18 protein-coding genes are annotated in these 22,602 nt (G+C 69.7%); 10 read left to right on the forward strand and 8 right to left on the reverse strand.

Translation table 11 applies throughout. From position 1 onward, the window contains the following. From D7Y04_RS32670 to D7Y04_RS32680, 3 genes are all read left to right on the forward strand, one after another. A complete protein-coding gene (locus D7Y04_RS32670) occupies positions 1–1,221 on the forward strand; it encodes a glycosyltransferase family 4 protein (protein WP_120598690.1) in 1,221 nt (406 codons plus the stop codon). Then, complete coding sequence (locus D7Y04_RS32675) at positions 1,218–2,543, forward strand: lipopolysaccharide biosynthesis protein (protein WP_121761822.1); 1,326 nt, start codon at positions 1,218–1,220, stop codon at positions 2,541–2,543. Before D7Y04_RS32670 ends, D7Y04_RS32675 begins: the two co-directional genes overlap by 4 nt. A 68-nt stretch (positions 2,544–2,611) precedes the next feature. Continuing rightward, a complete protein-coding gene (locus D7Y04_RS32680; protein WP_121761823.1) occupies positions 2,612–3,358 on the forward strand; it encodes a sugar transferase in 747 nt (248 codons plus the stop codon). On the opposite strand, the gene D7Y04_RS32685 is transcribed toward D7Y04_RS32680, so the two are convergent. Together D7Y04_RS32685 and D7Y04_RS32690 are read right to left on the reverse strand one after the other, a co-directional pair. After that, complete coding sequence (locus D7Y04_RS32685; RefSeq protein ID WP_121761824.1) at positions 3,279–4,430, reverse strand: DegT/DnrJ/EryC1/StrS aminotransferase family protein; 1,152 nt, start codon at positions 4,428–4,430, stop codon at positions 3,279–3,281. The two genes, D7Y04_RS32680 and D7Y04_RS32685, sit on opposite strands and share 80 nt — an antisense overlap. A gap of 123 nt (positions 4,431–4,553) precedes the next feature. Further along, positions 4,554–5,927 carry a hypothetical protein gene (locus D7Y04_RS32690; protein ID WP_121761825.1) on the reverse strand — a complete coding sequence of 458 codons (1,374 nt, stop codon included), beginning with the start codon at positions 5,925–5,927 and terminating at the stop codon, positions 4,554–4,556. A 243-nt stretch (positions 5,928–6,170) separates the two neighbouring features. Between D7Y04_RS32690 and D7Y04_RS32695 the strand changes: the two genes are divergently transcribed. Next, positions 6,171–7,103 (forward strand): GNAT family N-acetyltransferase, encoded by a 933-nt coding sequence (locus D7Y04_RS32695; protein ID WP_121761826.1) that lies wholly within the window; start codon positions 6,171–6,173, stop codon positions 7,101–7,103. Positions 7,104–7,180: 77 nt separating this feature from the next. Here the strand turns inward: D7Y04_RS32695 and D7Y04_RS32700 are convergent, their stop codons facing one another. Beyond that, the gene (locus D7Y04_RS32700) at positions 7,181–9,061 is read right to left on the reverse strand and encodes a nucleoside-diphosphate sugar epimerase/dehydratase (protein WP_233601685.1); all 1,881 of its coding nucleotides are present in this window, start codon (positions 9,059–9,061) and stop codon (positions 7,181–7,183) included. Positions 9,062–9,449: 388 nt separating this feature from the next. Here D7Y04_RS32700 and D7Y04_RS32705 point away from each other — a divergent pair, with 388 nt between their 5' ends. The 4 genes from D7Y04_RS32705 to D7Y04_RS32720 all read left to right on the forward strand — a co-directional run bounded on the left by D7Y04_RS32705 (position 9,450) and on the right by D7Y04_RS32720 (position 15,534). Further along, positions 9,450–10,079 (forward strand): histidine phosphatase family protein, encoded by a 630-nt coding sequence (locus tag D7Y04_RS32705; RefSeq protein ID WP_120598684.1) that lies wholly within the window; start codon positions 9,450–9,452, stop codon positions 10,077–10,079. 48 nt (positions 10,080–10,127) lie between these two features. After that, on the forward strand, positions 10,128–12,776 hold the full coding sequence (locus D7Y04_RS32710; protein ID WP_147477240.1) for a winged helix-turn-helix domain-containing protein: 2,649 nt from the start codon (positions 10,128–10,130) through the stop codon (positions 12,774–12,776). 175 nt (positions 12,777–12,951) lie between these two features. Next, entirely contained in the window at positions 12,952–14,109 is a 1,158-nt protein-coding gene (locus D7Y04_RS32715; RefSeq protein ID WP_304988645.1) for a trypsin-like serine protease, read from the forward strand. A 111-nt stretch (positions 14,110–14,220) separates the two neighbouring features. Further along, on the forward strand, positions 14,221–15,534 hold the full coding sequence (locus tag D7Y04_RS32720; protein WP_121761830.1) for a PQQ-binding-like beta-propeller repeat protein: 1,314 nt from the start codon (positions 14,221–14,223) through the stop codon (positions 15,532–15,534). Position 15,535: 1 nt separating this feature from the next. On the opposite strand, the gene D7Y04_RS32725 is transcribed toward D7Y04_RS32720, so the two are convergent. The 3 genes from D7Y04_RS32725 to D7Y04_RS32735 all read right to left on the reverse strand — a co-directional run bounded on the left by D7Y04_RS32725 (position 15,536) and on the right by D7Y04_RS32735 (position 18,482). Next, positions 15,536–16,642, reverse strand: a complete 1,107-nt coding sequence (locus tag D7Y04_RS32725) for a ferrichrome ABC transporter substrate-binding protein (RefSeq protein ID WP_199749770.1) — start codon at positions 16,640–16,642, stop codon at positions 15,536–15,538. A 91-nt stretch (positions 16,643–16,733) separates the two neighbouring features. Further along, a complete protein-coding gene (locus D7Y04_RS32730) occupies positions 16,734–17,927 on the reverse strand; it encodes an LLM class flavin-dependent oxidoreductase (protein ID WP_120593706.1) in 1,194 nt (397 codons plus the stop codon). Positions 17,928–18,080: 153 nt separating this feature from the next. Then, positions 18,081–18,482, reverse strand: a complete 402-nt coding sequence (locus D7Y04_RS32735) for a hypothetical protein (protein WP_121761914.1) — start codon at positions 18,480–18,482, stop codon at positions 18,081–18,083. 136 nt (positions 18,483–18,618) lie between these two features. Here D7Y04_RS32735 and D7Y04_RS32740 point away from each other — a divergent pair, with 136 nt between their 5' ends. Then, complete coding sequence (locus D7Y04_RS32740; RefSeq protein ID WP_121761832.1) at positions 18,619–18,891, forward strand: DUF2277 domain-containing protein; 273 nt, start codon at positions 18,619–18,621, stop codon at positions 18,889–18,891. 10 nt (positions 18,892–18,901) lie between these two features. Next, positions 18,902–20,323, forward strand: a complete 1,422-nt coding sequence (locus D7Y04_RS32745; protein WP_121761833.1) for a PDZ domain-containing protein — start codon at positions 18,902–18,904, stop codon at positions 20,321–20,323. A gap of 3 nt (positions 20,324–20,326) precedes the next feature. On the opposite strand, the gene D7Y04_RS32750 is transcribed toward D7Y04_RS32745, so the two are convergent. Together D7Y04_RS32750 and D7Y04_RS32755 are read right to left on the reverse strand one after the other, a co-directional pair. Further along, positions 20,327–20,845: an SHOCT domain-containing protein gene (locus D7Y04_RS32750; RefSeq protein ID WP_121761834.1), complete on the reverse strand. Its 519-nt coding sequence runs from the start codon at positions 20,843–20,845 to the stop codon at positions 20,327–20,329. Between the two features lie 12 nt (positions 20,846–20,857). Continuing rightward, on the reverse strand, positions 20,858–22,447 hold the full coding sequence (locus D7Y04_RS32755) for a glycoside hydrolase family 43 protein (RefSeq protein ID WP_121761835.1): 1,590 nt from the start codon (positions 22,445–22,447) through the stop codon (positions 20,858–20,860). Positions 22,448–22,602: the final 155 nt, after the last annotated feature.

Below are 22,602 nucleotides of genomic sequence, written 5' to 3' on the forward strand. Positions count from 1 at the left end.
ATGCGCATCGTCTATCTGCATCAGTACTTCAACACCCCCACCATGCACGGGGGCACGCGCTCCTATGAGCTCGCGCGGCGCCTGGTCTCCATGGGCCACGAGGTCCACATGGTGACCTCCGACACCCGCACGGACAGCGGCACGGGCAAGGGCTGGCGCGAGTCCAACGAGAGCGGCATCCAGGTGCACTGGCTGCCGGTGCCGTACAACAACGCCATGAGCTACCCGGACCGCATCCGGGCCTTCAGCCACTTCGCGGTCAACTCCACGCGCCGCGCCGCGCAGCTGCCCGCGGACGTGTTCTTCGCCACCAGCACGCCGCTCACCATCGCGGTGCCGGGCATCGCCGCGTCGCGGTGGAACAAGCGGCCCATGGTCTTCGAGGTGCGCGACTTGTGGCCCGCCATCCCCATCGCGGTGGGCGCGCTCAAGAGCCGCTCCGCCATCCTGGCCGCGCAGCTGCTGGAGCGGGCCGCGTACGCGGGCGCGGAGCACATCGTCGCGCTGTCTCCGGGCATGAAGGCGGGCGTGGAGGCGGCGGGCGTGCCGTCGGAGAAGATCACCATCATCCCCAACCTCTGCGACCCGGACCGCTTCCAGGTGCCGGCGTCCGCGGGCCAGGAGTTCCGGCAGAAGTACGCGTGGCTGGGAGACAGGCCCATGGTGCTGTACGCGGGCACGCTGGGGCTGGTGAACGGCGTGGAGTACCTGGTGCGGGTGGCCGCGGAGATGCGGAGGCTGGACCCGGAGGTCCGCTTCGTCATCATGGGCAAGGGCCGCGAGGAGTCCCTGCTGCACGCACTGGCGGAGCGGCTGGGCGTGAAGAACCAGAACCTCTTCTTCCTGCCCAGCGTGCCCAAGGAGCAGGTGCCCGCGGTGCTGAGCGCGGCCACCATCGCCACGTCGATGTTCACGGACGTGCCGGGCATGCAGGACAACTCCGCCAACAAGTTCTTCGACGCGCTCGCGGCGGGCCGTCCGCTGGCGCTCAACTACGGCGGCTGGCAGGCGGAGATGCTGGACCGGGAGGCCTTTGGCCTCAGGCTGCCGCCCAAGGACATCCCCGCCGCGGCGGCCATGCTGGCGAAGCGGCTGCGCGACCCGCGCTGGCTCGCGGAGGCCGGCGCGCTGGCCGGGAAGCTGGGCCGGGAGCGCTACTCCGCGGACATCGCGGCGAAACGGCTTTCAGAGGTACTGCAGCGCGCGGCGGCCCGGTCATGACAGCGCGCTCGGTGGGGAGCAACTTCGTCTGGTCACTCTCCGCCGGGCTCATCTATGCCCTCGCGCAATGGGGCGTCCTGGTGGCCTTCGCGCGGCTGGCCACCATGGAGGAGGTGGGCCAGTTCGCGCTCGCCCTGGCCATCACCGCCCCGGTGCTGCTGATGTCCCGCATGCAGCTGCGCACGCTCCAGGCCACGGACGCCCGGAGCGCCTTCGGCTTCGAGCACTACCTGGGCCTCATGGTGCTCAACGTCGTCGCGGGCGTGGCGATGTGCTGCGCCATCGCCACGGGGATGGCGGACTCGCTCCACGCGGGCTGGGTCATCGCGCTGGTGGCGCTGGCCAAGGGCTTCGAGGCGGTGAGCGAGGTCTTCTACGGCGCGCTCCAGAAGGTGGAGCGGCTGGGGCTCATCGCCCGGTCCACCATCGCCAAGAGCGCGCTGTCCGTGGTGCTGGTGCCGCTGGCGCTGTGGCTCACGCACAGCCCCATCGCCGGCGCGGCAGCCATGGCCTTCGCCTGGGCCATTGTCCTCTTCGTCTTCGACGCGCGGGCGCTCCGGCGCGAGTTCCCCGGCGTGCGCCCCTGGAGCACCCTCTGGCGCACGCCGTGGCGCACGGAGGGCACGCGGCTCAAGGCGCTCTTCCTCCTGTGCTGGGTGCTGGGCCTCACCGCGCTGATGGGCGCGCTGCGGCCCAACATCCCCCGCTACCTGCTGGAGGCGCACGCGGGCCAGGCGGAGCTGGGCATGTACGCCGCGCTCGCGTACTTCGCCGCGCTGGGCGGCCGGGTGGTGCATTCACTGGGGCAGGCGGTGAGCCCCCGGCTGGGGCGCTACCACGCGGCGGGGGACGCGCGCCGCTACGGCAAGGTGCTGGCGGGCTTCACAGCGGCGTCCGCGGGGGTGGGCCTGTGCGCCATCGCCGGTGCGGCGCTGCTCGGCCGGTGGGCGCTGACGCTCTTCTACGGCGCCGCCTATGCCGGAAACCTCACGTTGTTCGTCTGGCTGATGGGGGCGGCGGCGCTGGAGTACGTCTGCTTGAGCCTCGCGGTGGGCCTCACCGCGGCGCGCGAGCTCAAGGGCCAGGTGGTGCTGCTCGTCGTCTCCGTGGCCGTGGTCGCGCTGGGCAGCGCGGTGTGGGTGCCGCGCGTGGGCCCGGTGGGGGCCGCATGGGCCCTGGGGCTGGGGTGGGTGTCGGAACTCGCGTGCAGCATCTGGCTGACCTTGCGCGTCTGGCGGCGGCTGACGGCCGTGGAGCCCGCGCAAGCGCTTCGGGCCGTCCCAGCGGGCCCCGTGGATGCACGGGAGCCGACAACAGGCTGAGTCCCAGGGGTCGTGGTGGAGGACTGAAAGGATTTCTAGCCTTTCCGACTTCAAGGAGCGACGTCCCCATGCAAAGACAGGCAGGATCCGGGCTGTTCCTCAAGCGGTGCATCGACGTGGTGGCGGCAGGAGTGGGATTGATATGCCTTTCCCCCGTGATGGCCGCCACAGGGCTGTTCGTCCGTCTGACCCTGGGCGGCCCCGTCCTCTTCAGGCAGCAGCGCCCGGGGAAGAATGGCCAGCTGTTCACCGTCCTCAAGTTCCGCACGATGCTGGAGGCGACGGACGCGAACGGACAGGTGCTGCCGGACGAGCAGCGCCTCACCTGGGCCGGGCGGCTCTTGCGCTCCACCAGCCTGGATGAGCTGCCGCAGCTGTGGAACGTGCTCCGGGGCGACATGAGCCTGGTGGGGCCGCGTCCGCTGCTCGTGGAGTACCTGCCGCGCTACTCCGCCGAGCAGGCGCGGCGCCACGACGTGCTGCCCGGCATCACCGGCTGGGCGCAGATCAACGGCCGCAACGCGCTCTCCTGGGAGGAGCGCTTCCAGCAGGACGTCTGGTACGTGGACCAGTGGAGCCTGGCGCTGGACCTGAAGATACTGGCGCTGACGGGGGTGCGCGTGCTGCAGCGCCAGGGCATCTCCTTCGCGAGCGAGGCGACCATGAACAAGTTCATGGGCACCCCGCAGCCGGAGGCCAGGGGCGTGGCGCTCCGGCAGCAGGAGCAGGCCCAGGTCAGCCCGCCGTCCGCAGCCCCTGTTTCCGGGGAACGGCTTGGACCGCCTCCACCACCCGTTCGAGTTCCCGGCGCGTGAGGTTGGAGCCGGACGGCAGGCACAGGCCGTGGCGGAACAGGTCCTCCGCCACGCTGCCCCGCCGCCGCTCGAAGTTCGCGAAGACGGGTTGAAGGTGCATGGGCTTCCACACCGGCCGCGCCTCGATGTTCTCCCGCTCCAGCGCGGTGCGCACCGCTTCCCGGTCCGCGCCGAACGCCTCCGGGTCGATGGTGAGGGTCGTCAGCCAGCGCGTGTGACGGCCCCACGGGGCCTCCGGCATGAACTGGATGCCCGGCAGGTCCCGGAAGGCCTCCGCGTAGAAGGCGTGGTTCGCGCGGCGCGCGGCCACCCGGTCCTCCAGCACATGCAGCTGCCCCCGCCCGATGGCGGCCAGCACGTTGCTCATCCGGTAGTTGTAGCCAATCTCCGAGTGCTGGTAGTGCGGCGCCGTGTCTCGCGCCTGCGTGGCCAGCTTGAGCGCGTGCTGCACCAGCTCGCCGTCCGCGGACACCAGCATCCCGCCGCCGGACGTGGTGAGGATTTTGTTGCCGTTGAACGAATAGATGCCCACGCGGCCCACCGTGCCAGGGGCCCGTCCCTTGTAGGTGCTGCCCAGGGCCTCCGCCGCGTCCTCCACCACGGGCACGCCGTAGCGGTCGCAGGTGGCCACGAGGGGATCCAGGTCCGCGCTCTGGCCGTACAGGTGCACCACCACCACGGCGCGGGGCAGCCGGCCCAGGCGGGCCCGCATCGCCAGCTCCTCCTCCAGCAGCGCGGGGTCCATGTTCCAGGACGTGCGCTCGCTGTCGATGAAGACAGGGGAGGCGCCCAGGTAGCGGATGGGATTCACCGACGCGGAGAAGGTGAGCGTGCTCACCAGCACGTCATCGCCGGGCCCCACGCCCACCAGCTGGAGCGCCAGGTGGAGCGCGGCCGTCCCGGAGCTCAGCGCCAGCGCGTGCGGCGTTCCCACGCACCGGGCGAACTCCTCCTGGAAGGCATCGACGTGGGGGCCCAGGGGGGCAATCCAATTGCTTGCGAACGCGTCGTCGACATAGCCGCGCTCGAGCGTGCCCATGTGGGGCGAGGACAAATAGATGCGGGAAGACATGCGAAAACTCCAGGCAAGACCGGGTCCACGGACCCCGGCATTACCTGGAGCGTTCGCACACTCCCTCCTCCCGCGCGCTCGGGCGGGAGGAGGGGGTGTTTGTTTCACATCGTGGAATTCGGCTTAGAGCGCCGAACCCGCGCCCAGCAGCTTCGCGTTGAGCGCGCCGTTGCCGTAGTACTGGGTGTTCTGGCCCACGGTGTGGGTCTCCAGACGCTGCTGGAGGGCGGCGTTGTAGCGGCCCAGCTTCACCAGGCCGTCATTGAACCAGCCCGTGCCGCTGCCCGTGCCGTCCACGTAGTTGCCGTACTTCTTGGCGGACGGCCAGATGACGTTGTTCAGGGTGGCGACGAACTTGCGCATGTCCGCGTCCGTCCACTCCATGCCCGCGTCGTGGGCTTCCACGATGTAGGCCATCACGCCGTTGCCGTGCGCCACGTCCTGGCCCGGGCGCTTCTTGGAGCCCCACTCGGCGGCCCAGAAGTACGCGTTGGCGTTCACCGGGCTGGTCATCAGCTGGCCGCGCAGCGACGAGGTGTTGTTGGGCATGTCACGGTTGATGTTGTTGAAGACGGTCAGGTACTGCGCCTTCTTCGTGGCGTCCGTCGTCATCTTCGACAGGTCCATGGCGATGTACGCCCAGTGCGACGCCATGTGCGTATTGACGCGGTAGAGGTAGCTGTTCGCGCCGCGCTTGTTCCACTTCTCGAACATGTTCCGTTCGGTGAACGCCAGCAGCTTGTCGTACTGCGTCTTGTACGTGCTGTTGTTGTAGAGCGCGGGCGTCTCACGGATGGTGCGCAGCATGCGCGTCACGTAACGCCAGCAGTAGCTTTCGAACAGGGGGACTTCCTGGCCCAGCGTGTCCGAGCGGGCGGACGCCCAACCCAGGTAGCTGTCCTTGAACTGGCTCCTGGGCAGCGAAGAAGAGACCTTCGCGTGGTTGACCATGTTGTTCACATACAGCAACGCCCGGTCCATGTACTGCGTCTTGCCGGTGGCGCGATACATCGCGGTGTTGCCATCGACGCCGTAGGCGAGGTCGTAGAACTGCCAGCTGTCCAGCGACTGGCTCTTCGGCAGGAAGCTGGAGGTGTGCTCCGAGTTCCAGCGGTTCAGGAACAGCGTCTCCCAGGCGGCGACGGTGCGCAGGCTGACAGCGGCCTGGGCCGTGGTGCCAAGGCCCTCCTCCGCGGTGGAGGTGGCAGGCGACTCCGCGGCGGCAGGGACGTCCGCCTCCGGAGTGGTGGGAGCAGCCTCGGCCTCCGGCTCGGAGGGACCCACTGCGATCTGCTCTTCGGGGGAAGAGGGAGCGAGCGTGTCCGCGCCAGGGGTGGAGACTTCGGTGCTGCCCGGGGTGTTATCTCCGTTGGGACTGGCCGTGCTGGCACCGTCCTGCTCGGGTTGGGGGCCGCAAGCACCACCACCCACCAGCAGGGTCAGCGACAACAGGGACGACAGGGCACGACCAGAGTTGCGACGACGGGATTCCAACATCAGGGGGGTCCTGTGGGGTAGCTCCCGTCAACCGCCCGGTAGGCTACCCTGTTGTGGGAACGCCGGAGTGCGTTCACTGGACGCCAAAAGGTTTTGGCGACCCAGGTAATTCCTTTGTGATTAGACAAAAAGAATCACTGAGACTGCCCGTGGGTCGTCAGTGCAAGGCCCCATGGGCCTGTCCGCCTGAGCTGGCGGACTCAGGGTGGGGGATGAATGACCAGGACAGGGCAGGCGAGCGCCATGCTGGTTCCCGACGCGGGCGCCTCGGCGCTGTCCGAGCAGTACTTCCGCTCCGAGCACCACCTTCGCGCCGAGCAGGTCACCCATACGCTGCTCATCCAACAAGGCAACACGGGCGGGACGGTGCGAATCCCACTCATCGTGCGAGCCATTGATGAAACATCGTACCGCGACGCCATCTCTCCGTATGGGTTTCCAGGCGGCGTGACGGACGGTTGGGGCAGCCTGCCAGCACACGCGGTGGATTGGCGGGGCACGGAGCTTGTCAGCATCTTCGTGCGGGAGCGGGTCCAGGGGCCGCGCTGCTTCGCGGGGGGCACGGCGCGCAACGAGGTCTTCTTCGTGGAGCCGGACCGCCCACTCACCCCCCGGGAGATGCACCGCCGGCACATGCGGCGCAACGTGCGGCTGGGGTTCGTGAGCACGGTGCGCGCGGCCCGAAACGCATCCCCCGAGGAGCGCGCGGGGTTCCGGGAGGTGTACCGGCAGACCATGGTCCGGGACCAGGCGTGCCGCCGGTACTTCTTCTCCGACGCGTACTTCGAGGAACTGTTCGCGTCCCCGGAGGCCTGGCTCGCGACGACGCGCGCGCCGGATGGGACGGTCGCCTCCGCGGCCCTGGTCGTCCGCAGCGACGGCCTCCTGCACTACTACCTGGGCGGCACGGCGGACGCGCACCTGGCGCGCTCCCCGGCGAAGAACGTCTTCGGAGAGATGATCGACCTGTGCCTCCAGTTGGGGCTTCCGCTCCACCTGGGGGGCGGACTCTCACCGGGGGACGGCCTGGAGGACTTCAAGCGCGGCTTCTCCAACGCCAGCGGGCACATCCACACGCATGAAATCGTCTGCGACGCGGCCGTGTACGCCACTCTCGCGGAAGGCCACGCCGCCAGTGACTTCTTTCCGGCCTACCGCTCGCTGCACCGCCCATGACGAAAAGCCCCGGCCTCCCGCCCTGGAAGGGGCAAGGGAGACCGGGGCTCCTCATGGACGGCCGGGGCCGCGTGGGGTCAGGCGCTGACGTTCTGCTCCGCCGAGGAAGGCTTCGCGGGGCCGAAGGCGGGCAACACCTTCGCCACCGTCCCCGTCATCTTCGACGGGGTGTACGCGGGGATGAGGTCCTGGAGGGCACGCTTCACGTCGTGGGAGTCACCGGCGCGGGCCGCGCGGTCCAGCCGCTTGAGCTGGAGCAGGAAGTCCGCGGGCGGCGCGGGGCTGCGAGCCACCTTGATGCGGTTGCGCACCTGCTGGGTGAGCTCCTCCTCCTCGGACATGAGCGTCTCCTCCAGCTTCTCTCCGGGGCGCAGGCCCGTGTAGACAATGGAGATGTCCTTGTCCGGCACCAGGCCCGTCATGGTGATCATGTTCGCGGCCAGCTCCGCGATGCGGACCGGCTCCCCCATGTCCAGGATGCACAGCTCGCCGTAGCCCCCCAGGCCGGCCAGCACCACCAGGCCCACCGCCTCCGGGATGATCATGAAGTAGCGGGTGCAGTCCGGGTGGGTGACGGTGACGGGGCCGCCCGCTTGAATCTGCTGCTTGAAGAGCGGCACCACGCTGCCCGCGGACCCCAGCACGTTGCCGAAGCGGACGGCGCAGAAGGTGGTGCGCGACGTCACGGCGATGTCGCGGATGACCATCTCCGCCAGCCGCTTGGAGGCGCCCATCACCGACGAGGGCTTCACCGCCTTGTCGGTGGAGATGAGGATGAAGCGCTCCGCCCCGCACGCGTCCGCCATGCGCGCCACGTTCTGCGTGCCGAAGACGTTGTTCTTGATGGCCTCCTCCGGCGAGTCCTCCATCAGGGGCACGTGCTTGTGCGCCGCCGCGTGGAAGACGTACTGCGGCGCGAACTCCTGGCCAATGCGCATCAGCCGGTCCAGGTCGCGGATGTCCGCCACCACGGAGTGCACCGGCACGTGCGGGTAGCGCGACTGCAGCTGGCGCACCAGCAGGTAGAGTTCGTTCTCGTTGATGTCCACCACCACCAGCGACGCGGGCGAGTGCCCCGCGACCTGCCGGACGATTTCACTGCCGATGGAGCCCGCGCCGCCGGTGACGAGGATGCGGCGGCCCGTCACCAGCCGGTGCACCTCGTCATGGTCGAACGAGATGGCGTCCCGGGGCAGCAGGTGCTCCGGGGACAGGTCGTGCAGCATGGCGGCGGTGATCTTCTGGTCCAGGTACGCGAATGAGGCCGGGATGATCTTGAAGCTGACACTCTGGTGCCGGCACAGGCTCAAGAGGTGCCGGGTGCGCTCCGGGGACAGCCGGGGGATGGCGATGAGCACCTGCGTCACCCGGTGCTTCTTCATCAGCTCCGGCAGCGCGTCCAGCACGCCGAGCACCGGCTTGCCATTGAGGTACGTGCCCTGCTTGCCAGGGTCGTCATCCACCAGTCCGATGACGTGCCACGGGCTGTTGCGGTCGCGCACCAGGTCGCGCAGGAGCAGGTCCCCGGCGCTGCCCGCGCCCACGATGAGGGTCCGCTGGGAGCCCTGCGCCCGCGCGCGCTGACGGTCCAGGTACCACTGTCGAACCATTCTCGGGGCGAAGCGGTGAAAGCCCAGGAGCGTGGTGGTGACGAAGAACTCCAGCGCGACCACCTGCCCCGGCAGCGACTCCGTGAAGAAGATGGTGCGCAGCAATTCGAACACGATGGTGCCCGCGAGGCTGGCCAGCTCCAGCCGGACCGCCTCGTGGATGCCGGAGCGGTCGAAGGACCAGCGGTGCAGGCCCAGCCAGATGAGCGTCACCAGGCGCACCACGACCAGGCACGCCACGGCCTGGGGCAGGACCTCCTTGCAGGCCGGGGACAGCCCGTCCGCGAAGTGCAGCATCGTGGCGGCGACCAGCGAGCTGGCGATGAGGACCGCGTCCACGCCCAGCATTCTCAGCCAGCCGAAGCGGTGAGTCCTTCGCGGTGCATGCTCCGGGGTTTCCCGTGGCCCTGCGTCCAGGCTCATCGCTTCCAGATTCTGACCGTGTTTCATCGATGTCTCCCCCTCCGGCCCGGCGTCCACGGAGAACCCGCCGTCCTCCCATCGCGTAATCAGGAAGACACGCCCTAGCTCGGAATCGCGGAAAGGTGGACGCGCGTCCAGTGTCATCACAGCCGTCCAGGAGTGCTGTCCGACCTGATTCCCGTGAACGTGCGCGCCAGCCAGCAGGCGCCCTGCCCCGCGGGGCCGGAAGACAGACATCACCCAGGGCTCTCAGGCGCCGGGCTGACACTTCGCGAGTCTTGCTCCGCCGGAGCCCGCCCGCCACGCTTGGGCCATGACGACCGAATTCATCCTGCTCCGGCACGGGGAGACGGAGTGGAACGCACTGGGGCGCCTGCAGGGGCACCTGAACAGCATGCTCAGCCGTGAAGGGCAGCGGCAGGCGGAGGCGCTCGCGGCGCGGCTGGCCACCCTTCCCTTCCAGGCCCTCTACAGCAGCGACCTGGACCGCGCGGTGCAGACGGCCTCCCGCATCGCGGCGAGGACGGGCCACGACGTCCAGCGGGACGCGCGCCTGAGGGAGCGCGGGCTGGGCGTGCTCGAAGGGCTGACGCGCGCGGAGGCCGGCCAGCGTCACCCGGCTGTCTTCGCCGCGTACGCGGAGGGCCATGCGGACTACGTGGTGCCCGAAGGAGAGAGCGCGTCCCAGCGCCTGCGGCTGGCGCTGCACTGCCTGGAGGAGCTGGGGGCGCGCCACCCGGGGGCTCGCGTCGTGGTCGTCACGCATGGCGGCCTGCTCAGCGCCCTGTTGCGCCACTGCCTGGGCATCCCCGCCGCCGCGCCGCGCGCCTTCTCCGTCCTCAACGCGGGTTGGAACCAGTTCGACCTCCATGACGGGTCCTTGCGGATGGTGACCTGGGGGGACGTCAGCCACCTGCGCGAGCTCAGCCTGGACGACACCTGAAGCGACTGTGACGGACCGTGCCGGGATGGACGTACACTCGCGCGCGCCATGCGCACGCCAACCGCTCCGGGGCTGGGACCGCCGGCTGTCTTCGTGGGCCGAGCCCAGGAAGTACGGCGGCTGGGGGACATGCTGAGGCGCGTGCGCACGGGGGTCGTCTACGGGCTGCCCGGGGCGGGCAAGTCCGCGCTGGTGGCGGCGGTGGCCGCGAAGCACCGGGGGCCCGTCGTGCACCGGCGCGTGCGTCCCGGGGACACGCTGGACACGGTGGTGGACGACGTGCGCCGCCTGCTGAGCGAAGCGCCCGTGGCCCAGGCCCTGTCGGACGCGTCCCGGCTGGAGGCGCTGGCGGGAGAGCTGGAGGCGCGCCGCGCCCTGTGTGTGCTGGACGACCTGCACGTGCTCGGGCCGCCGGAGCGCGCGGCGCTGGTGGAGGACCTGGGAGGTCGGCTCCGGCAGGGCACGCTGCTGGCCACCTCGCGCGAGTCGGTGCCCCGGCACGCTGCGAGTCCGGACCGGGTGGAGCTGCGGCTGGAGGGCCTGTCGGAGGAGGCCGCGCGAGAGCTGTGGCGGGAACTGGACGCGCTCTATGGAGAACGCGACGGCTTCGACGCGGCGTGGGGCCGCTCGCGGGGCCTGCCCTTCCTCCTGCGCCGCGCCCACGCGGGCGACACGGGCGGAGACGAACCGGTGCGGGCGGCGCTCGCGGCGCTGCCCGCGGACGAACGGCGGCTGGCCGCGCTGATGGCCCTGAGCCAGCTGCCGCTCACCCCGAGCACGCTGCGGCCGGTGCTGTCCGGCGACGCGGCGGACCAGGCGCTGCGCCAGCTGGGCGCGAAGCTGCTGGTGGAGACGGACTCGCGAGGCCGGCACGGCGTGCACGACCTGGTGCGCGAGGCGATGGTGTCCCTGCTGTCGCCGGACGAAGCGCGCGCGGGCCACGAAGCGCTGCTGGAGGTCCTGGAGCAGGAGCCCCTGCCCGCGGTGGTCCGGGTGCGCGCGGTGTGCCGCCACCTCCAGGCGCTCGGCCGGCATGAAGCGCGCGCGGCCTTCATCGTCGCGCAGGCGGAAAGCCTGGTGCGCCACGGCGCCGCGGACGAACTCCTGGGCCTCTTGGACTCGCTGCCCGCCGCGCTGCGCACGCCCCAGGTGAAGCTGGCCCATGCGAGAGCTCGGGTGCGGCTGCTGGATTTGCGCCGGGCCTATCCGGAGCTGTTGGCCCTGCGAGCCTCGCTGGAGGCCGACGCCGGAGCGCCGGACCCGGAGTCGAACGAGGCCCTGCGCGAGGGCGTGGGCGCCGTGCTGGTGCGGGTGGCCCTCTTCGCGATGGAGCCGGAGGCCTGCGAACGCACGCTGGAGTCCATGCCGGTGCCGAGCAGCGCGGAGGTCTTCCTCCAGCAATTGCTGGCATGGACCGCGCTGCGCTTCTTCCAGGGACGACTGGATGAATCCCTGGCGATGCTGGACAACGCCGCCGCCGCGACCGGGGATCGGCGCGTGCTGGGCTGGTGCGCCTACGCCCGCGCGCTGATGCTCTGGATTGAAGGCCGGGACAGCGAGCTGGCGGAGCCCCTGGCCCAATGTGTGTCATTGTTGGAGGACGCGCCGCTCGACTCGCGAGGCCCCCTGGTGGCGGCCATGTCCGCGGGCATCCTCAGCCGGCTGGGCCGCTTCAAGGAGGCCGACGCCGCGCTCGCCAGCGCCCGGGAGCGTCTGGGCCAGCTGGGCGCCCCCCGCCTCGCGCTGGAGCTGGACTGCATCGCGGCGTGGGTGCGCGGAGAGCTGGGCCAGCGCGGAGCGGCACTCGCGGCGCTGCGGGAGACGGAGGGCCGCGCGGAGAAGGCGGGCTACCTCTTCGTCCGGCTGCTGTGCCGCGTGGGCTCGGGCCGCATGCTGCTGGAGATGGGCCGGCGCGCGGAGGGCCACGCCCAGCTGGACGCGGTGGAGGAAGAGGTCCGGGCGCGCGGCGTGGTGGGGCTGATGCGGGCCGCCCGGGTGGCGCGCACGCTGGACGTGCCAGGGCCGGAGGCAGCACCCATCACCGTGGAGCCCCGCGAGGTGCGCCCCGGCATCGCCGCCCGCCAGCGCGCCCTGGCCGCCCTGGCCGCCGCCCGGGGCGCGGACGCCTCGCGCGCCACGGCGCTGCTCACCGCGTTGGAGCCCCTGGCGCGTGGTGACGACTTCGCGCTGGAGCGCACGCTGGGACACCTGACCCGCGCCACGCTCCACCGTCACGCGGGCCGCGCCCGAGAGGCGGCACAGGCCCTGGAGGAGGCCACGCGCGAAGGCACCAGGGGAGGAGTGGACCCCGAGCTGATGGCGGAGCTGACCCGACCGCTCGCCTCCGCCGCGGAAGCCACGTCCCTCCCGGAAGCGCCCGCGCCGGAGGCAGTGGTGCTGGACGCCCGCCGTCACGAATTGCGAGCCCCGGGGAAGACCGTCTCCCTGGAGCGAAGAGCCCTGCCGAGAAGGCTGCTCTACGCCCTGGCCCGCCAACCGGGCCGCATCCTGCCGAAGGAGGACTGCGTGCGCGCCATGTGGAACGCGGACTACGACCCGCGCCTGCATGACAACGCCTTGCGCGTCCACGTAAGCCACGTGCGAGACATGCTGGAGGGCACCGGCACCCGGGTGGTCTTCGAGGACCCCGGCTACCGCCTGGAGGTGTCTCCAGGCTTCACCTTCGTCGCCGAGTAGACATCCAGAGCCTGGACATGTGACACGCTGTAGCAGTCACACCAACCCCGTCACAGTAGTTATCCAGTTACAATAAATCGTCGGCCAGGGTGTTTACAAGGAGTCCTGGGTTCATCCAGAATCCCGCCGCCTCATATTTTCCAACAAAAACGGGGTTCACATGATTTCGGCTCAGATGGTGCGTCGCTGGACTGCTGCCAGCGCGGTGTCGCTGCTGGTCGTCGGTTGCGGTCCCCAGACCACGGAAGAGAAGCAGGCCCAGCCGGAGACGCCGGCTCCCGCCGCCACCACCCAGGAGATCGTCGGTGGCTCGGCGACCACCATCGCGGCGAACCCCTGGCAGGTGTCGCTGCAGAGCAGCAGCGGCAGCCACTTCTGCGGCGGCTCCATCATCAACGAGAGCTGGATCCTCACCGCGCAGCACTGCGTGAACTCCGGTGGCAGCATCTCCAAGCCGGGCCGCATCGTGGCGGGCGTCACCAACCGCACCACCACCACCGGTGGGCAGGTCCGCACCGTGTCCCAGGTGGTCGTGTACCCGGGCTACGTGGACGCCAACTACGGCAAGGACGCGGCGCTCCTCAAGCTGTCCTCGCCCCTGGACCTGAGCGGCACGAACGTGAAGGCCATCCCGTACGTCACGGCGGCGGATGAGGCCTCGGGCGTGGGCGGCGTCGGCGCCGTGGCGCGCGTCACGGGCTGGGGCACGCTGTCCAGCGGCTCCTCCTCGTTGCCCACCACGCTCCAGACGGTGGACGTGAACATCATCAGCAACGCCGCCGCGCAGGCCGACTACCAGGGTGAGGAGACCATCACCGCGGACCAGCTGGGCGCGAAGGCCCCGGGCAAGGACTCCTGCCAGGGTGACAGCGGCGGTCCCCTCACCGTCCTCAATGGCAGCACCCGCGTGCTCGCGGGCATCGTGAGCTGGGGTTACGGCTGCGCCGACGCGTCGTACGCGGGCATGTACGGCCGCGTGGCGTCCTTCGCCAGCTGGATCAACACCACCATCAATGCCCCGCAGCAGCCGACGCAGACGCTGCTCAACCAGACCGGCATCTCCGGCGCGGCCAGCTCCTTCAAGCACTACGCCATCACCGTCCCCGCGGGCGCCACCACCCTGACGGTGGAGCAGTCCGGCGGCACGGGTGACGCGGACCTCTACGTGCGCCAGGGCTCGCAGCCCACGACCACCGCGTACAACTGCCGCCCGTACGCCAGCGGCAACGCGGAGACCTGCACCATCACCGCCCCCGCGGCCGGCACCTGGTACGTCTCCGTGCGCGGCTACTCCGCGTACACGGGCGTCTCCCTGAAGGCCACGGTGCCGTAGTCGTCGCCTGACACCGGCGTGAGCGCGCGAAGCCCTCTTCCTCCCTTCGCGGAGGGAGGGGGCTTTCGTGTTTCAGCCACCTCGTGGGCATGGAGTGCTACACCCGGTGTCATGGCCCGGCCCAGAGCTTCGCGCTGTCCCCACTGCAACGCGCCCTTCACGCCCCAGACCGCGAAGACGCACTACGTCTGCGGCTACTGCGGCCACGCCTTCGACCTGGACGGCCCGCTCCCGGTGCAGCCCGGCCCGCGCGCGCCGCCGCCCGCCCAGAAGAACCAGCAGGTCGTGGTGATGCTCGCGGGCGTCGCGGTGATGGTCCTGATGGGAGTCATGGGCGCGGTGTTCTTCCTCGCCGCGGGCCCGGACACGCACGAGCCCATCCGCATCCCGCCTCCCGCGGCCGTCCGCCCCGTTGCGCCTCCCGTCATCCCCGCGCCTCCGCCCGAGCCGCCCAAGCCCGCACCCGAGCGCATCGAGTGGGTGGAGCGGGGCGCGCCCGCGTTCGTGGACGTCAACGGCGATGGGACGGAGGACATCGTCGGCCACGTGCGCCGCTACGAAGGCACGGGCCCCCGTGAGTACGTCGCCGCGTTCGACGGCCGGACGTTCCAGAAGCTCTGGGAGTCGGCCCCCTCGGAAGGGCCGGACGCCTCCCGCTACACGAAGGTCATCGCCCAGAACGGCCGGCTGGTGATGAGCGAGCAGCGCACGGTGAACATGCTGGAGCTGGAGACCGGAAAGCGGCTGGGGCGCGTGCCGCTGACGGACTCGCCGCGCCGGCTCTGCATCCCGCCCGGAGACACGACGTCCGTCTGGGTGGAGTTGGTGGACCACCAGCACCTGCTCTTCGACACGCTCACGGCCACCGCGAAGCCCGCGCCCCGTGCGCCGAAGGGCTGCGCCACGCCGCCCTTGAGTCCCCAGACGTGCAACATGAGCCGGCCGGCGGAGCACCCCACCTCCTGCGAGCGCTCCAGCTACCCGCCCTCCGACATCCGCGGCTTCTCCACCAAGTACCTCTTCCGCACGGGTGGCTACACGCTGGCGCTGGGCACGCGGTGGCCGGGGACGCAGGTGCCCCTGGTGGGGCTGTACGCGCCGGGCAACCGCAAGCCGCTGTGGCACGACACCGTGTCGGAGAAGGATCCGCTTCTCCTGCGGGACACCGCGCCGGAGGTGGGGGAAATCACCCAGGACGCCGTCTACGTCGTCTATGCGCTGGAGAAGGGCGGCGCGCAGCTCATCAAGCGCGACCTGCGCACCGGCGCCGTGGCCTGGGACGTGGCCCTGCCCGAAACCGACTTCACCTCCCAGCTGACGGCCCTCTGGGTCCGGGGCGGCCGGGTGTACGTGCCGCTATGGGGCCGCCTTCGCGTGCTGGACGCCGCGACGGGCGACCGCATCGGCGGCATCGGAGAGAACTGAGTCAGTAGATGGAGATGAGGTGGACCCGCACGCGGGGGTTGCCGAGGTACTCCTCCAACCGCCAGCGGGTCCGCATCCCATCCTCGCGGATGCCCACGCCGCCGTCCGTGGGAGCCTCCGCGCTGGCGAGCGCATCCCGCAGGTGGGACACCGCCCAGCGGTCGAACTTCGGGTCCCCGGAGCCCTCCAGCACCTGGAGGTCGATGAGGCTGCCGTCGCGCGCCTGCCGCACCTCCACGATGGCGACGAGCGCCAGCACGGGGGCCGTGACGTCCACCATGTACATATTCGCCGCGCGCCCGGCCTCCACGGCCGCGAGGAGCCGATCGGACGTTTCGCGCCGGACGTCGCGCGCCTGGGGTGCGAAGGGAGTGCCCGTCTTGCCGAAGCGCTCGATGGACTCCAGTTGCTCGCGCTTCAGCCGGCGAACGAGCACATCGGTGTCGGGAGGGGGCGGGTTCACCAGCCGCTCGGAGAAGCCCTGGCGCAGCTTCGCTAAGTAGGGAGGCGTCGCGCCCGTGGCTCGCGAGGACGCGGTCGCGTCCTTGGCCCAGCCATCCACCTTCTGACGCGCCTCCTCCGCCTCACGAGCCGCAAGGGCCTTGGGGTCCGGCTCCGAGCCGGGGACGTTGCGGATCGTCCGCCCCGTTGACGGAGGCCCTTTCAGGAGCCCACCGCCCAGCAGCCCGGGCGGTTCCAACTGGAGCGGGACGTCCCGGACCGGAGGCGACGCGCGCTCGGCGGGCGCTTCCGCGATGGGTTCCGAAGCGGCGGTCCCGGGAGTCTCGGGTGGAGCTGGCGCTTCGTCCTTCTTCCCCGCGCGCGTGGAGGGTTCGCGCTCCGCCACCTGCGCCGGCGCTTCGTCCTTCTTCCGGGCGCGCGTGGAGGGCTCGCGCTCGTCCGGACGCGCTGGCGAGCGCCTCGGCTCCTCGTCCGGCACGGGCGGCGCGGGGCGCTCATCCCGGGTGACGATCTCCATCTCGATGACCTGCGACGGCTCGTGACGCCGGACGTTGGCGGACGGGCTCCGCCACAGCGCGAAGAGGAGCGCCGCGTGCAGGAGCACTGACACGCCGAGCAGGAGGAGCAGCTGTGAGCGGCGGGACACGAAGTTCAGCTTGCTCCGTCCCGCCGCGCGGGAGAAGTGGCGCGGAGCGTGGGTGTTGGACCTCCACGCTCCCCTGCCCTCTCCTTCCCTCTTACGGCGCGGCCGGTGTCCGGAATTCCGGAATGAGCTCGCCCGTGAGCCGGATGCTCTTCAGGACCTTGTCGTGCGCCAGCGCGCCCACCTGGTGGAAGGACATGAGCGCGTCGATGCCCAGCGCCTGGTAGCGCTTGAGCCCCGCGCGCACCTGGTCCTGGGTCCCGACGATGAGCGAGTCCTGCGCGCTCAGCACCTCCCAGACCTGCTCATCCGGGACCTGCTCACCGCCCATGATGCGGCCCAGGAGGCGCTGCGCCTGGGACTGCGGCGCGTTCGGGTCCTTCTTGCGCAGGTACTGGCCTGTCAGGCCTCCGCCCGCCGGGTCCTTCGCCAGCACCTCCAGCTCCGCGGCCGTCTTCACGAAGGCGTCCTTCGCCTCGAAGAAGGTGAACGAACCGCTGGTGTACCAGGCGGCGGCCTTCGCGGCGCCGTTCTCCATCGCCTCGCGCTCGCTGTCCGCGCAGTGCACGAAGGTGAAGAAGGCGACCTGGTCGTTGACGAACGCGCCCACCGGCTCGCAGCGCGTGCGCAGCGCCTCGCGGTAGATGTGGATCATCTCCGCCACCTCCTCCGGAGAGGCCCAGAGCGTCACGCCCAGCGCGCCCACGCCGTTGCGCCCCGCCTGTTCGAAGGACGCGGGGCTGGAGCACGCCTGCCACAGCGGCGGATGCGGCTTGCGGTACGGCTTCGGGATGACGCTGACGTCTTTCAGCCGCAGGTCCGGCCCGTCCCACGACACCTTGTCCTGCGTCCACAGCTTCGGAACCAGCTCGAAGGCCTGCTGCATCTGCCCGCGCGTGGAGTCGGGCTCGATGTTGAAGGTGCGCCACTCCGGGATGGTGCTGCGCGCCAGTCCCAGCTGGAAGCGGCCCCCGCTCAGATGGTCGATGAAGGCCGCGCGCTCCGCGATCCGGATGGGATGATTGAAGCGCATGGGCGCCAGCACCGACGAGTGCCCGACGTGCAGGTTCTTCGTGCTCCGCGCGATGGCGGTGAGCATGATCTCCGGCGCGGAGCTGTAGCTGAACTCCACCGCGGTGTGGTGCTCCACCTGCCACCAGACGCCGTAGCCCATCTCGTCCGCCAGCCGAGCCTGCTCCAGTGTCTCCTGGATGAGCTGGTGCTCGTGGTCCGGACCGCTCCAGCGCTCCTTCGGGTGCTGCATCTCCGAAAAAATGTCGAGTCGCATTATGTCCCCCCTGAAATCGGTTTCACGTCTCCAGCAACAACGAGAACAACTCCCGCGCCGTCCGGAAGCACTCCGCTCCGGACGGCGTGGGTTGGACCGTCAATCCACCCAGTGGACCTTGCCCAGGCCAGCGGGGGGAAGATGGAACAGTGCTTACGGATCCTCGGGGGGAAGGGTGCAGGTCCAGGTGTTGCCGGGCTTGCAGTAGCAGCTCCCCGTGGGCAGCCCGCTCAGACAGCAACCCCGGTAGGTGCCGACGGAGGGACACGACGTGCCGTCAATGAACGTGCACGTGTTGGCGCGCGTGCAGCTGGGCGGAGGGGTCGAGGGACAGTACTGATAGGAGCCGTTGCACTGCACATATTGGCCGTCCACGGAGGAGCAGGAGCTCCCCGAGCACGACACCGTCGTCCCCGACGCACAGGTCGTCGAACAGGTCGACAAGGCACTGGAGACCTGTCCCAGGTCCTCCGATACGTCGCCGGAATCCGTACCACCGCAGGCCGCCAGCGTCGCGATGACCAGTGCCGCGAGCACACCCGATACAATCTTCATGAGCTTCATCCTCTCTTGCGGATACATCTAGCTAGACAGCTTATCCCCACAAGATTTGATTCGATAGGGTTCACACCGGCGGCGGGAGCACGGGCGTGGGGTACGCTGGCGGCACTTCACGCCAGGGGACCCGTCCATGTGTCGGAGCATCAAGACGCTGTTCAACTTCGAGCCCCCCGCGTCCGACGCGGAGGTGCGGGCGGCGGCCCTGCAGTTCGTGCGAAAGCTGAGCGGCACCAGCGCCCCCTCGAAGGCGAACGAGGAGGCCTTCAACCGCGCCGTGGAGGACATCACGGAGACAGCGCGGCGGCTGATGGACGCGCTGGTGACCACCTCCCCGCCGCGGAACCGCGACATGGAGGCCATGAAGGCGAAGCTGCGGGCCGCGAAGCGCTTCGCTCCGCGCTAACGTGCTCCCCATGTTCCTCGCCTCGCTGCTGTCCGCGTTCGCTGGCGCCTGGCTGTTCGCGGCGGCGCCATTCACCGTCACGATGAAATCCGCGGGCTACTCCGCCCGCTCGGATGGCGAGACGGTCACCGTCACCCGGGTGGAGCCCAAGAGCGTCGCCGCCGAGGCGGGACTCCAGGTGGGCATGCAGGTGAAGCGCATCGACATGCCGCCCCGAGCCTTCATCAAGGTGCCCCTGGCCCAGCTCGACGCGACGGACCTGCAGGACGCGCTGACGCCCCAGCCCGCCGAGTCCCTCTGGCTCAAGGTGGATCCGCACCCCAAGGGCACCACCCAGGTCATCCTCCAGAGCCGCGAGCCGATCCCCGACAATCTGTTCCCCAGCGTCCCGCTGACGCAGGCCCAGATGGAACGCCTGACCCCGATGCAGTTCGGGCTCTATCACGGGAGGCTCCAGCAAGCCTTCGTGGCGGAGCAGGAGCAGCCCCGGCTCGAATTCAAGCAGGACACCACCGCCTATGTGATGAAGGGGAAGCTCGTGGGAGTGGAGGGCGGCGGCGCCACGTCCCTCTGGCTCCACCCGAGCCTCGACGTGAGGACCACCTGCCGCACCGGCCTGGAGCAACTGGAGGTGAGCGGCACCGTGAAGGGCCTCGACTTCACCCTGCGGCCCGAGGGCACCCGCCACAACGGGGAGCCGTTCGAAGTGGCCCCGGCGCTCTGGGCGATCCCGAACGTCCTCCAGCAGTGTGAGGGCAGCCCCAAGCCTCTCGAGAAGTCCCTGCACGTCAAGCTGATCTGCAAGGGCAAGCCCCCGCTGGAGCGCGACGTTACCGTGAAGCTGGCGGTGCGCTGTGACATGCCCTCGCCCGTGAGTCGGCGGCCCCTGTACCTGCGGGAGCCGTGGAACTTCATGGTGGGAGACAAGACCCCGCTCCAGATGCTGGTGTCCGCGCATCAGCTCATCCCCCGTCCCACGGAGGCGACGCTCGTGGAGGTGGACGCCGATGGCCAGGTGACCCGGCGCCTGAGGCCACTCCCCATGGGGAAGAATGCCCGCGAGTCGAGCCTCCAGGTCGAGGTCCCGCTGGACACGACGGTGGCGCGCACCGTGACGCTGGCGCTGGAGGCGCGCTTCTCCGACGGAAGCACCTGGATCAGCGAACCGGATACGAGGGAGATCCGCTCACAGGCGCAGCTGGAGGCCGAGCACCGCGAGGTCATGGAGGCCCACGCGAAGATGGCGGCCTTCGAGAAGCGCTTCGCCGCGAAGTTCAAGGACCCCTGCGCCGACCTGCCCGCCACGGAGAAGTGGCTGGAGGCCCAGCCCGACATCGAATACGCCTCAGCCGAGGAGGACGGCCATTCCTTCTCCTACAAGGTGAAGGGCGCGCTCGCGCCCCTCATCTTCTCCTGTCACCGCCATCGCTAGCCGCTACAAGCGACCGAGGATCTCCGCCTTCTTCGCCTCGTACTCGCGCTCGGTGATGAGGCCGCCATCGGCCATGCGCTTCAGGTCCTCCATCGCCCGGACTGGATCCGCCGGGAGCGACGGAGGGCTTGCGGCGGCGGTCATCGCGAAGCCGGTGATGACGACGCGCTGGGGTTGCTTCGGGTCCGCCTTCACCTGGACACGCAGCCCCGGGCCCCAGGTGGCCGTGCTCGAATAACGCGGCAACTGCTTGCTCACCCGCGCCTGATAGGGAGCACGGCCTGGGATGCGCACCTCCAGGAGCAACTGGAGGAGCGGACGCTTGTTGATGCGGATCGCGCTGTCCCGCACCTCCAGCACCGTGGCCTCCCCGGGCTCACCGTGCTCCAGCACCGCGCGGTCCGGCCCGGCGCCCAACAGCCCCAGCAGCCCCGCCTTCGGTCCGAAGGCAACGCCCAGCCCCCCCGCCACGACGATGAGGAGGACGAGGAGCGCGGGGTCGGAGGTGATGGCGTCGAACATGGGGCTTGAAGCCTAGGGGATGTTGATGCGCGAGTGCAGGGCCCGCCCGTCGTACGCGGCGGCGCCGCAGCGCGCATGGGCCCAGTCGCCATTCACCGCGGAGCAGACGCGGAAGGCCTGGATGTTGGAGAACGGCACGTTGATGCCCGGCGTGTCGCAGCGCCCCGTGTAGCTCCAGGACAGGCTCTTGTTCACGGCGCCCACGCCGATGCACGGGCCAATCCACGCGCCCGTGTCCCGCCGCTGCACGTCGATGGAGTACTGCGCTGTCGTCTCCTCCTCGCTCCACTCCAGGTCCACGAAGGGCGTGACGCCGCCGGGCAGTTCCAGGGACACGTCGTCGGAGATGCCGTCATAGGCCTTCTCCACGGAGGGGCCCCAGACGTTGTTGTTGGAATAGAAGAGGCGGAACGCGGCGATCTCCCCCTTCGTCACCACGCGGTCCCCGGCGCTGCGGCACACGCCGTCGAACACCGTCTTGTTGGACTGCCCCAGCAGCACCACCGACGTGCACGGACCCACCACCGAACCATTCTTCAGCACGACGTCCAGCGAGTAGCTGTACCCCGCGAGCCGGTTCCAACGCACGTTCACCTGGTTGAGCGAAGTCATCGCCCCGTCCGGCTTGAACGCGACGCGCTGCTTGTACGTGCTGCGCGAGGTGAGGTTGCCCGCGCTGTCGAAGGCGCCCTGGTGGAAGATGTTGAAGTACTCGCCTCGCCGCTCGACGATGACGTTGTGGCCGTGGGACTGCACCAGCCGGCCCGCGGAGTTCTTCAGCGGCAGGGACATCCGCCGCACCGCCCGCGCCCGCGTGAGCTCCGGGATGGAGTCCGCCATCACGTAGTACATGGCGTACTGGCTGTTGTACCAACCGCCGCTGAAGACCATGTAGTAGCGCCCGTCGCGTTTGAAGAGCTCCGGCGCCTCGTTGATGCCCTCCTCGTAGGCCGGCGTCGCGAACACCGCCGGGCCCGCGTGGTTGTAGACGGTGCCGGGCGCGGCCAACTTGAACGAGGAGATGTTGTTGCCGTTCTGGAACCAGACATAGAAGAGCCAGCGGTCCGCGCCGTCGTTGAACGTCGCCGAGTCGATGCGGATGTTCCGGTTGCACCCCTGCGGCAGGCACGCCGTGCCGGTGGTGGTGCGCGGCCAGGTGGTGTTGGCGTTGATGGGCTGGGGCACGCCGAAGACCAGGTTCAAGTCCGGCGCCGTGGCGACGAAGGTCGTCACCTCCTGGCCCGCCGGAGGACATGCCGCGCCGTTGGGCACCCGGTGTCCGGAGAAGTGGAGCTGGTAGACGCTGCCCACCTTGCTCAGGTCCGGCGCCCACAGGAAGCAGTAGTCGTAGGTGGGGTCCGTCGCGGACGGGTTGTAGTCGCGCTTGAAGCGGAACGTCGTCAGGTCGTTGGACTCATACAGCGGAAGCAGCACCCCGTTGCCCGTGCCGGTGAGGAAGAACAAGTCGTCGTTCTCCTTGTAGACGTCCGGATCCGCCAGCCACTGCATGAGCAGCGTGCGCGAGTTGTCCTGCGCGAGGGCACTCCCGGCGAAGGTCGTGGTGAGGAGGGACAACAGCAGGACGGCTCGGACGGGCTTCATGAGGCTTCTCCATGGAAGTCTTGAAATCCAAGCTTCCAGGGAAGGCCCGGGCCGCGCAAGGCCGATGGGTTTTGACCGTCCGGCGGCGATCCGCTATATCCGCAACTTCGATAATGAATATCAATTTCATTTGATATCACTTTCTCTGGATTGCC

The organism is Corallococcus sp. AB038B (assembly GCF_003668955.1).
In the GTDB taxonomy this organism is placed as follows: domain Bacteria; phylum Myxococcota; class Myxococcia; order Myxococcales; family Myxococcaceae; genus Corallococcus; species Corallococcus exiguus.

Bases quoted from the DNA above. Each gene is read 5' to 3' on its own strand.
- D7Y04_RS32670 (WP_120598690.1), top strand. From the start codon at position 1: ATGCGCATCGTCTATCTGCATCAGTACTTCAACACCCCCACCATGCAC.
- D7Y04_RS32675 (WP_121761822.1), top strand. From the start codon at position 1,218: ATGACAGCGCGCTCGGTGGGGAGCAACTTCGTCTGGTCACTCTCCGCC.
- D7Y04_RS32680 (WP_121761823.1), top strand. From the start codon at position 2,612: ATGCAAAGACAGGCAGGATCCGGGCTGTTCCTCAAGCGGTGCATCGAC.
- D7Y04_RS32685 (WP_121761824.1), bottom strand. From the start codon at position 4,430: ATGTCTTCCCGCATCTATTTGTCCTCGCCCCACATGGGCACGCTCGAG.
- D7Y04_RS32690 (WP_121761825.1), bottom strand. From the start codon at position 5,927: ATGTTGGAATCCCGTCGTCGCAACTCTGGTCGTGCCCTGTCGTCCCTG.
- D7Y04_RS32695 (WP_121761826.1), top strand. From the start codon at position 6,171: ATGCTGGTTCCCGACGCGGGCGCCTCGGCGCTGTCCGAGCAGTACTTC.
- D7Y04_RS32700 (WP_233601685.1), bottom strand. From the start codon at position 9,061: ATGCTGGGCGTGGACGCGGTCCTCATCGCCAGCTCGCTGGTCGCCGCC.
- D7Y04_RS32705 (WP_120598684.1), top strand. From the start codon at position 9,450: ATGACGACCGAATTCATCCTGCTCCGGCACGGGGAGACGGAGTGGAAC.
- D7Y04_RS32710 (WP_147477240.1), top strand. From the start codon at position 10,128: ATGCGCACGCCAACCGCTCCGGGGCTGGGACCGCCGGCTGTCTTCGTG.
- D7Y04_RS32715 (WP_304988645.1), top strand. From the start codon at position 12,952: ATGGTGCGTCGCTGGACTGCTGCCAGCGCGGTGTCGCTGCTGGTCGTC.
- D7Y04_RS32720 (WP_121761830.1), top strand. From the start codon at position 14,221: ATGGCCCGGCCCAGAGCTTCGCGCTGTCCCCACTGCAACGCGCCCTTC.
- D7Y04_RS32730 (WP_120593706.1), bottom strand. From the start codon at position 17,927: ATGCGACTCGACATTTTTTCGGAGATGCAGCACCCGAAGGAGCGCTGG.
- D7Y04_RS32735 (WP_121761914.1), bottom strand. From the start codon at position 18,482: ATGAAGATTGTATCGGGTGTGCTCGCGGCACTGGTCATCGCGACGCTG.
- D7Y04_RS32740 (WP_121761832.1), top strand. From the start codon at position 18,619: ATGTGTCGGAGCATCAAGACGCTGTTCAACTTCGAGCCCCCCGCGTCC.
- D7Y04_RS32745 (WP_121761833.1), top strand. From the start codon at position 18,902: ATGTTCCTCGCCTCGCTGCTGTCCGCGTTCGCTGGCGCCTGGCTGTTC.
- D7Y04_RS32750 (WP_121761834.1), bottom strand. From the start codon at position 20,845: ATGTTCGACGCCATCACCTCCGACCCCGCGCTCCTCGTCCTCCTCATC.
- D7Y04_RS32755 (WP_121761835.1), bottom strand. From the start codon at position 22,447: ATGAAGCCCGTCCGAGCCGTCCTGCTGTTGTCCCTCCTCACCACGACC.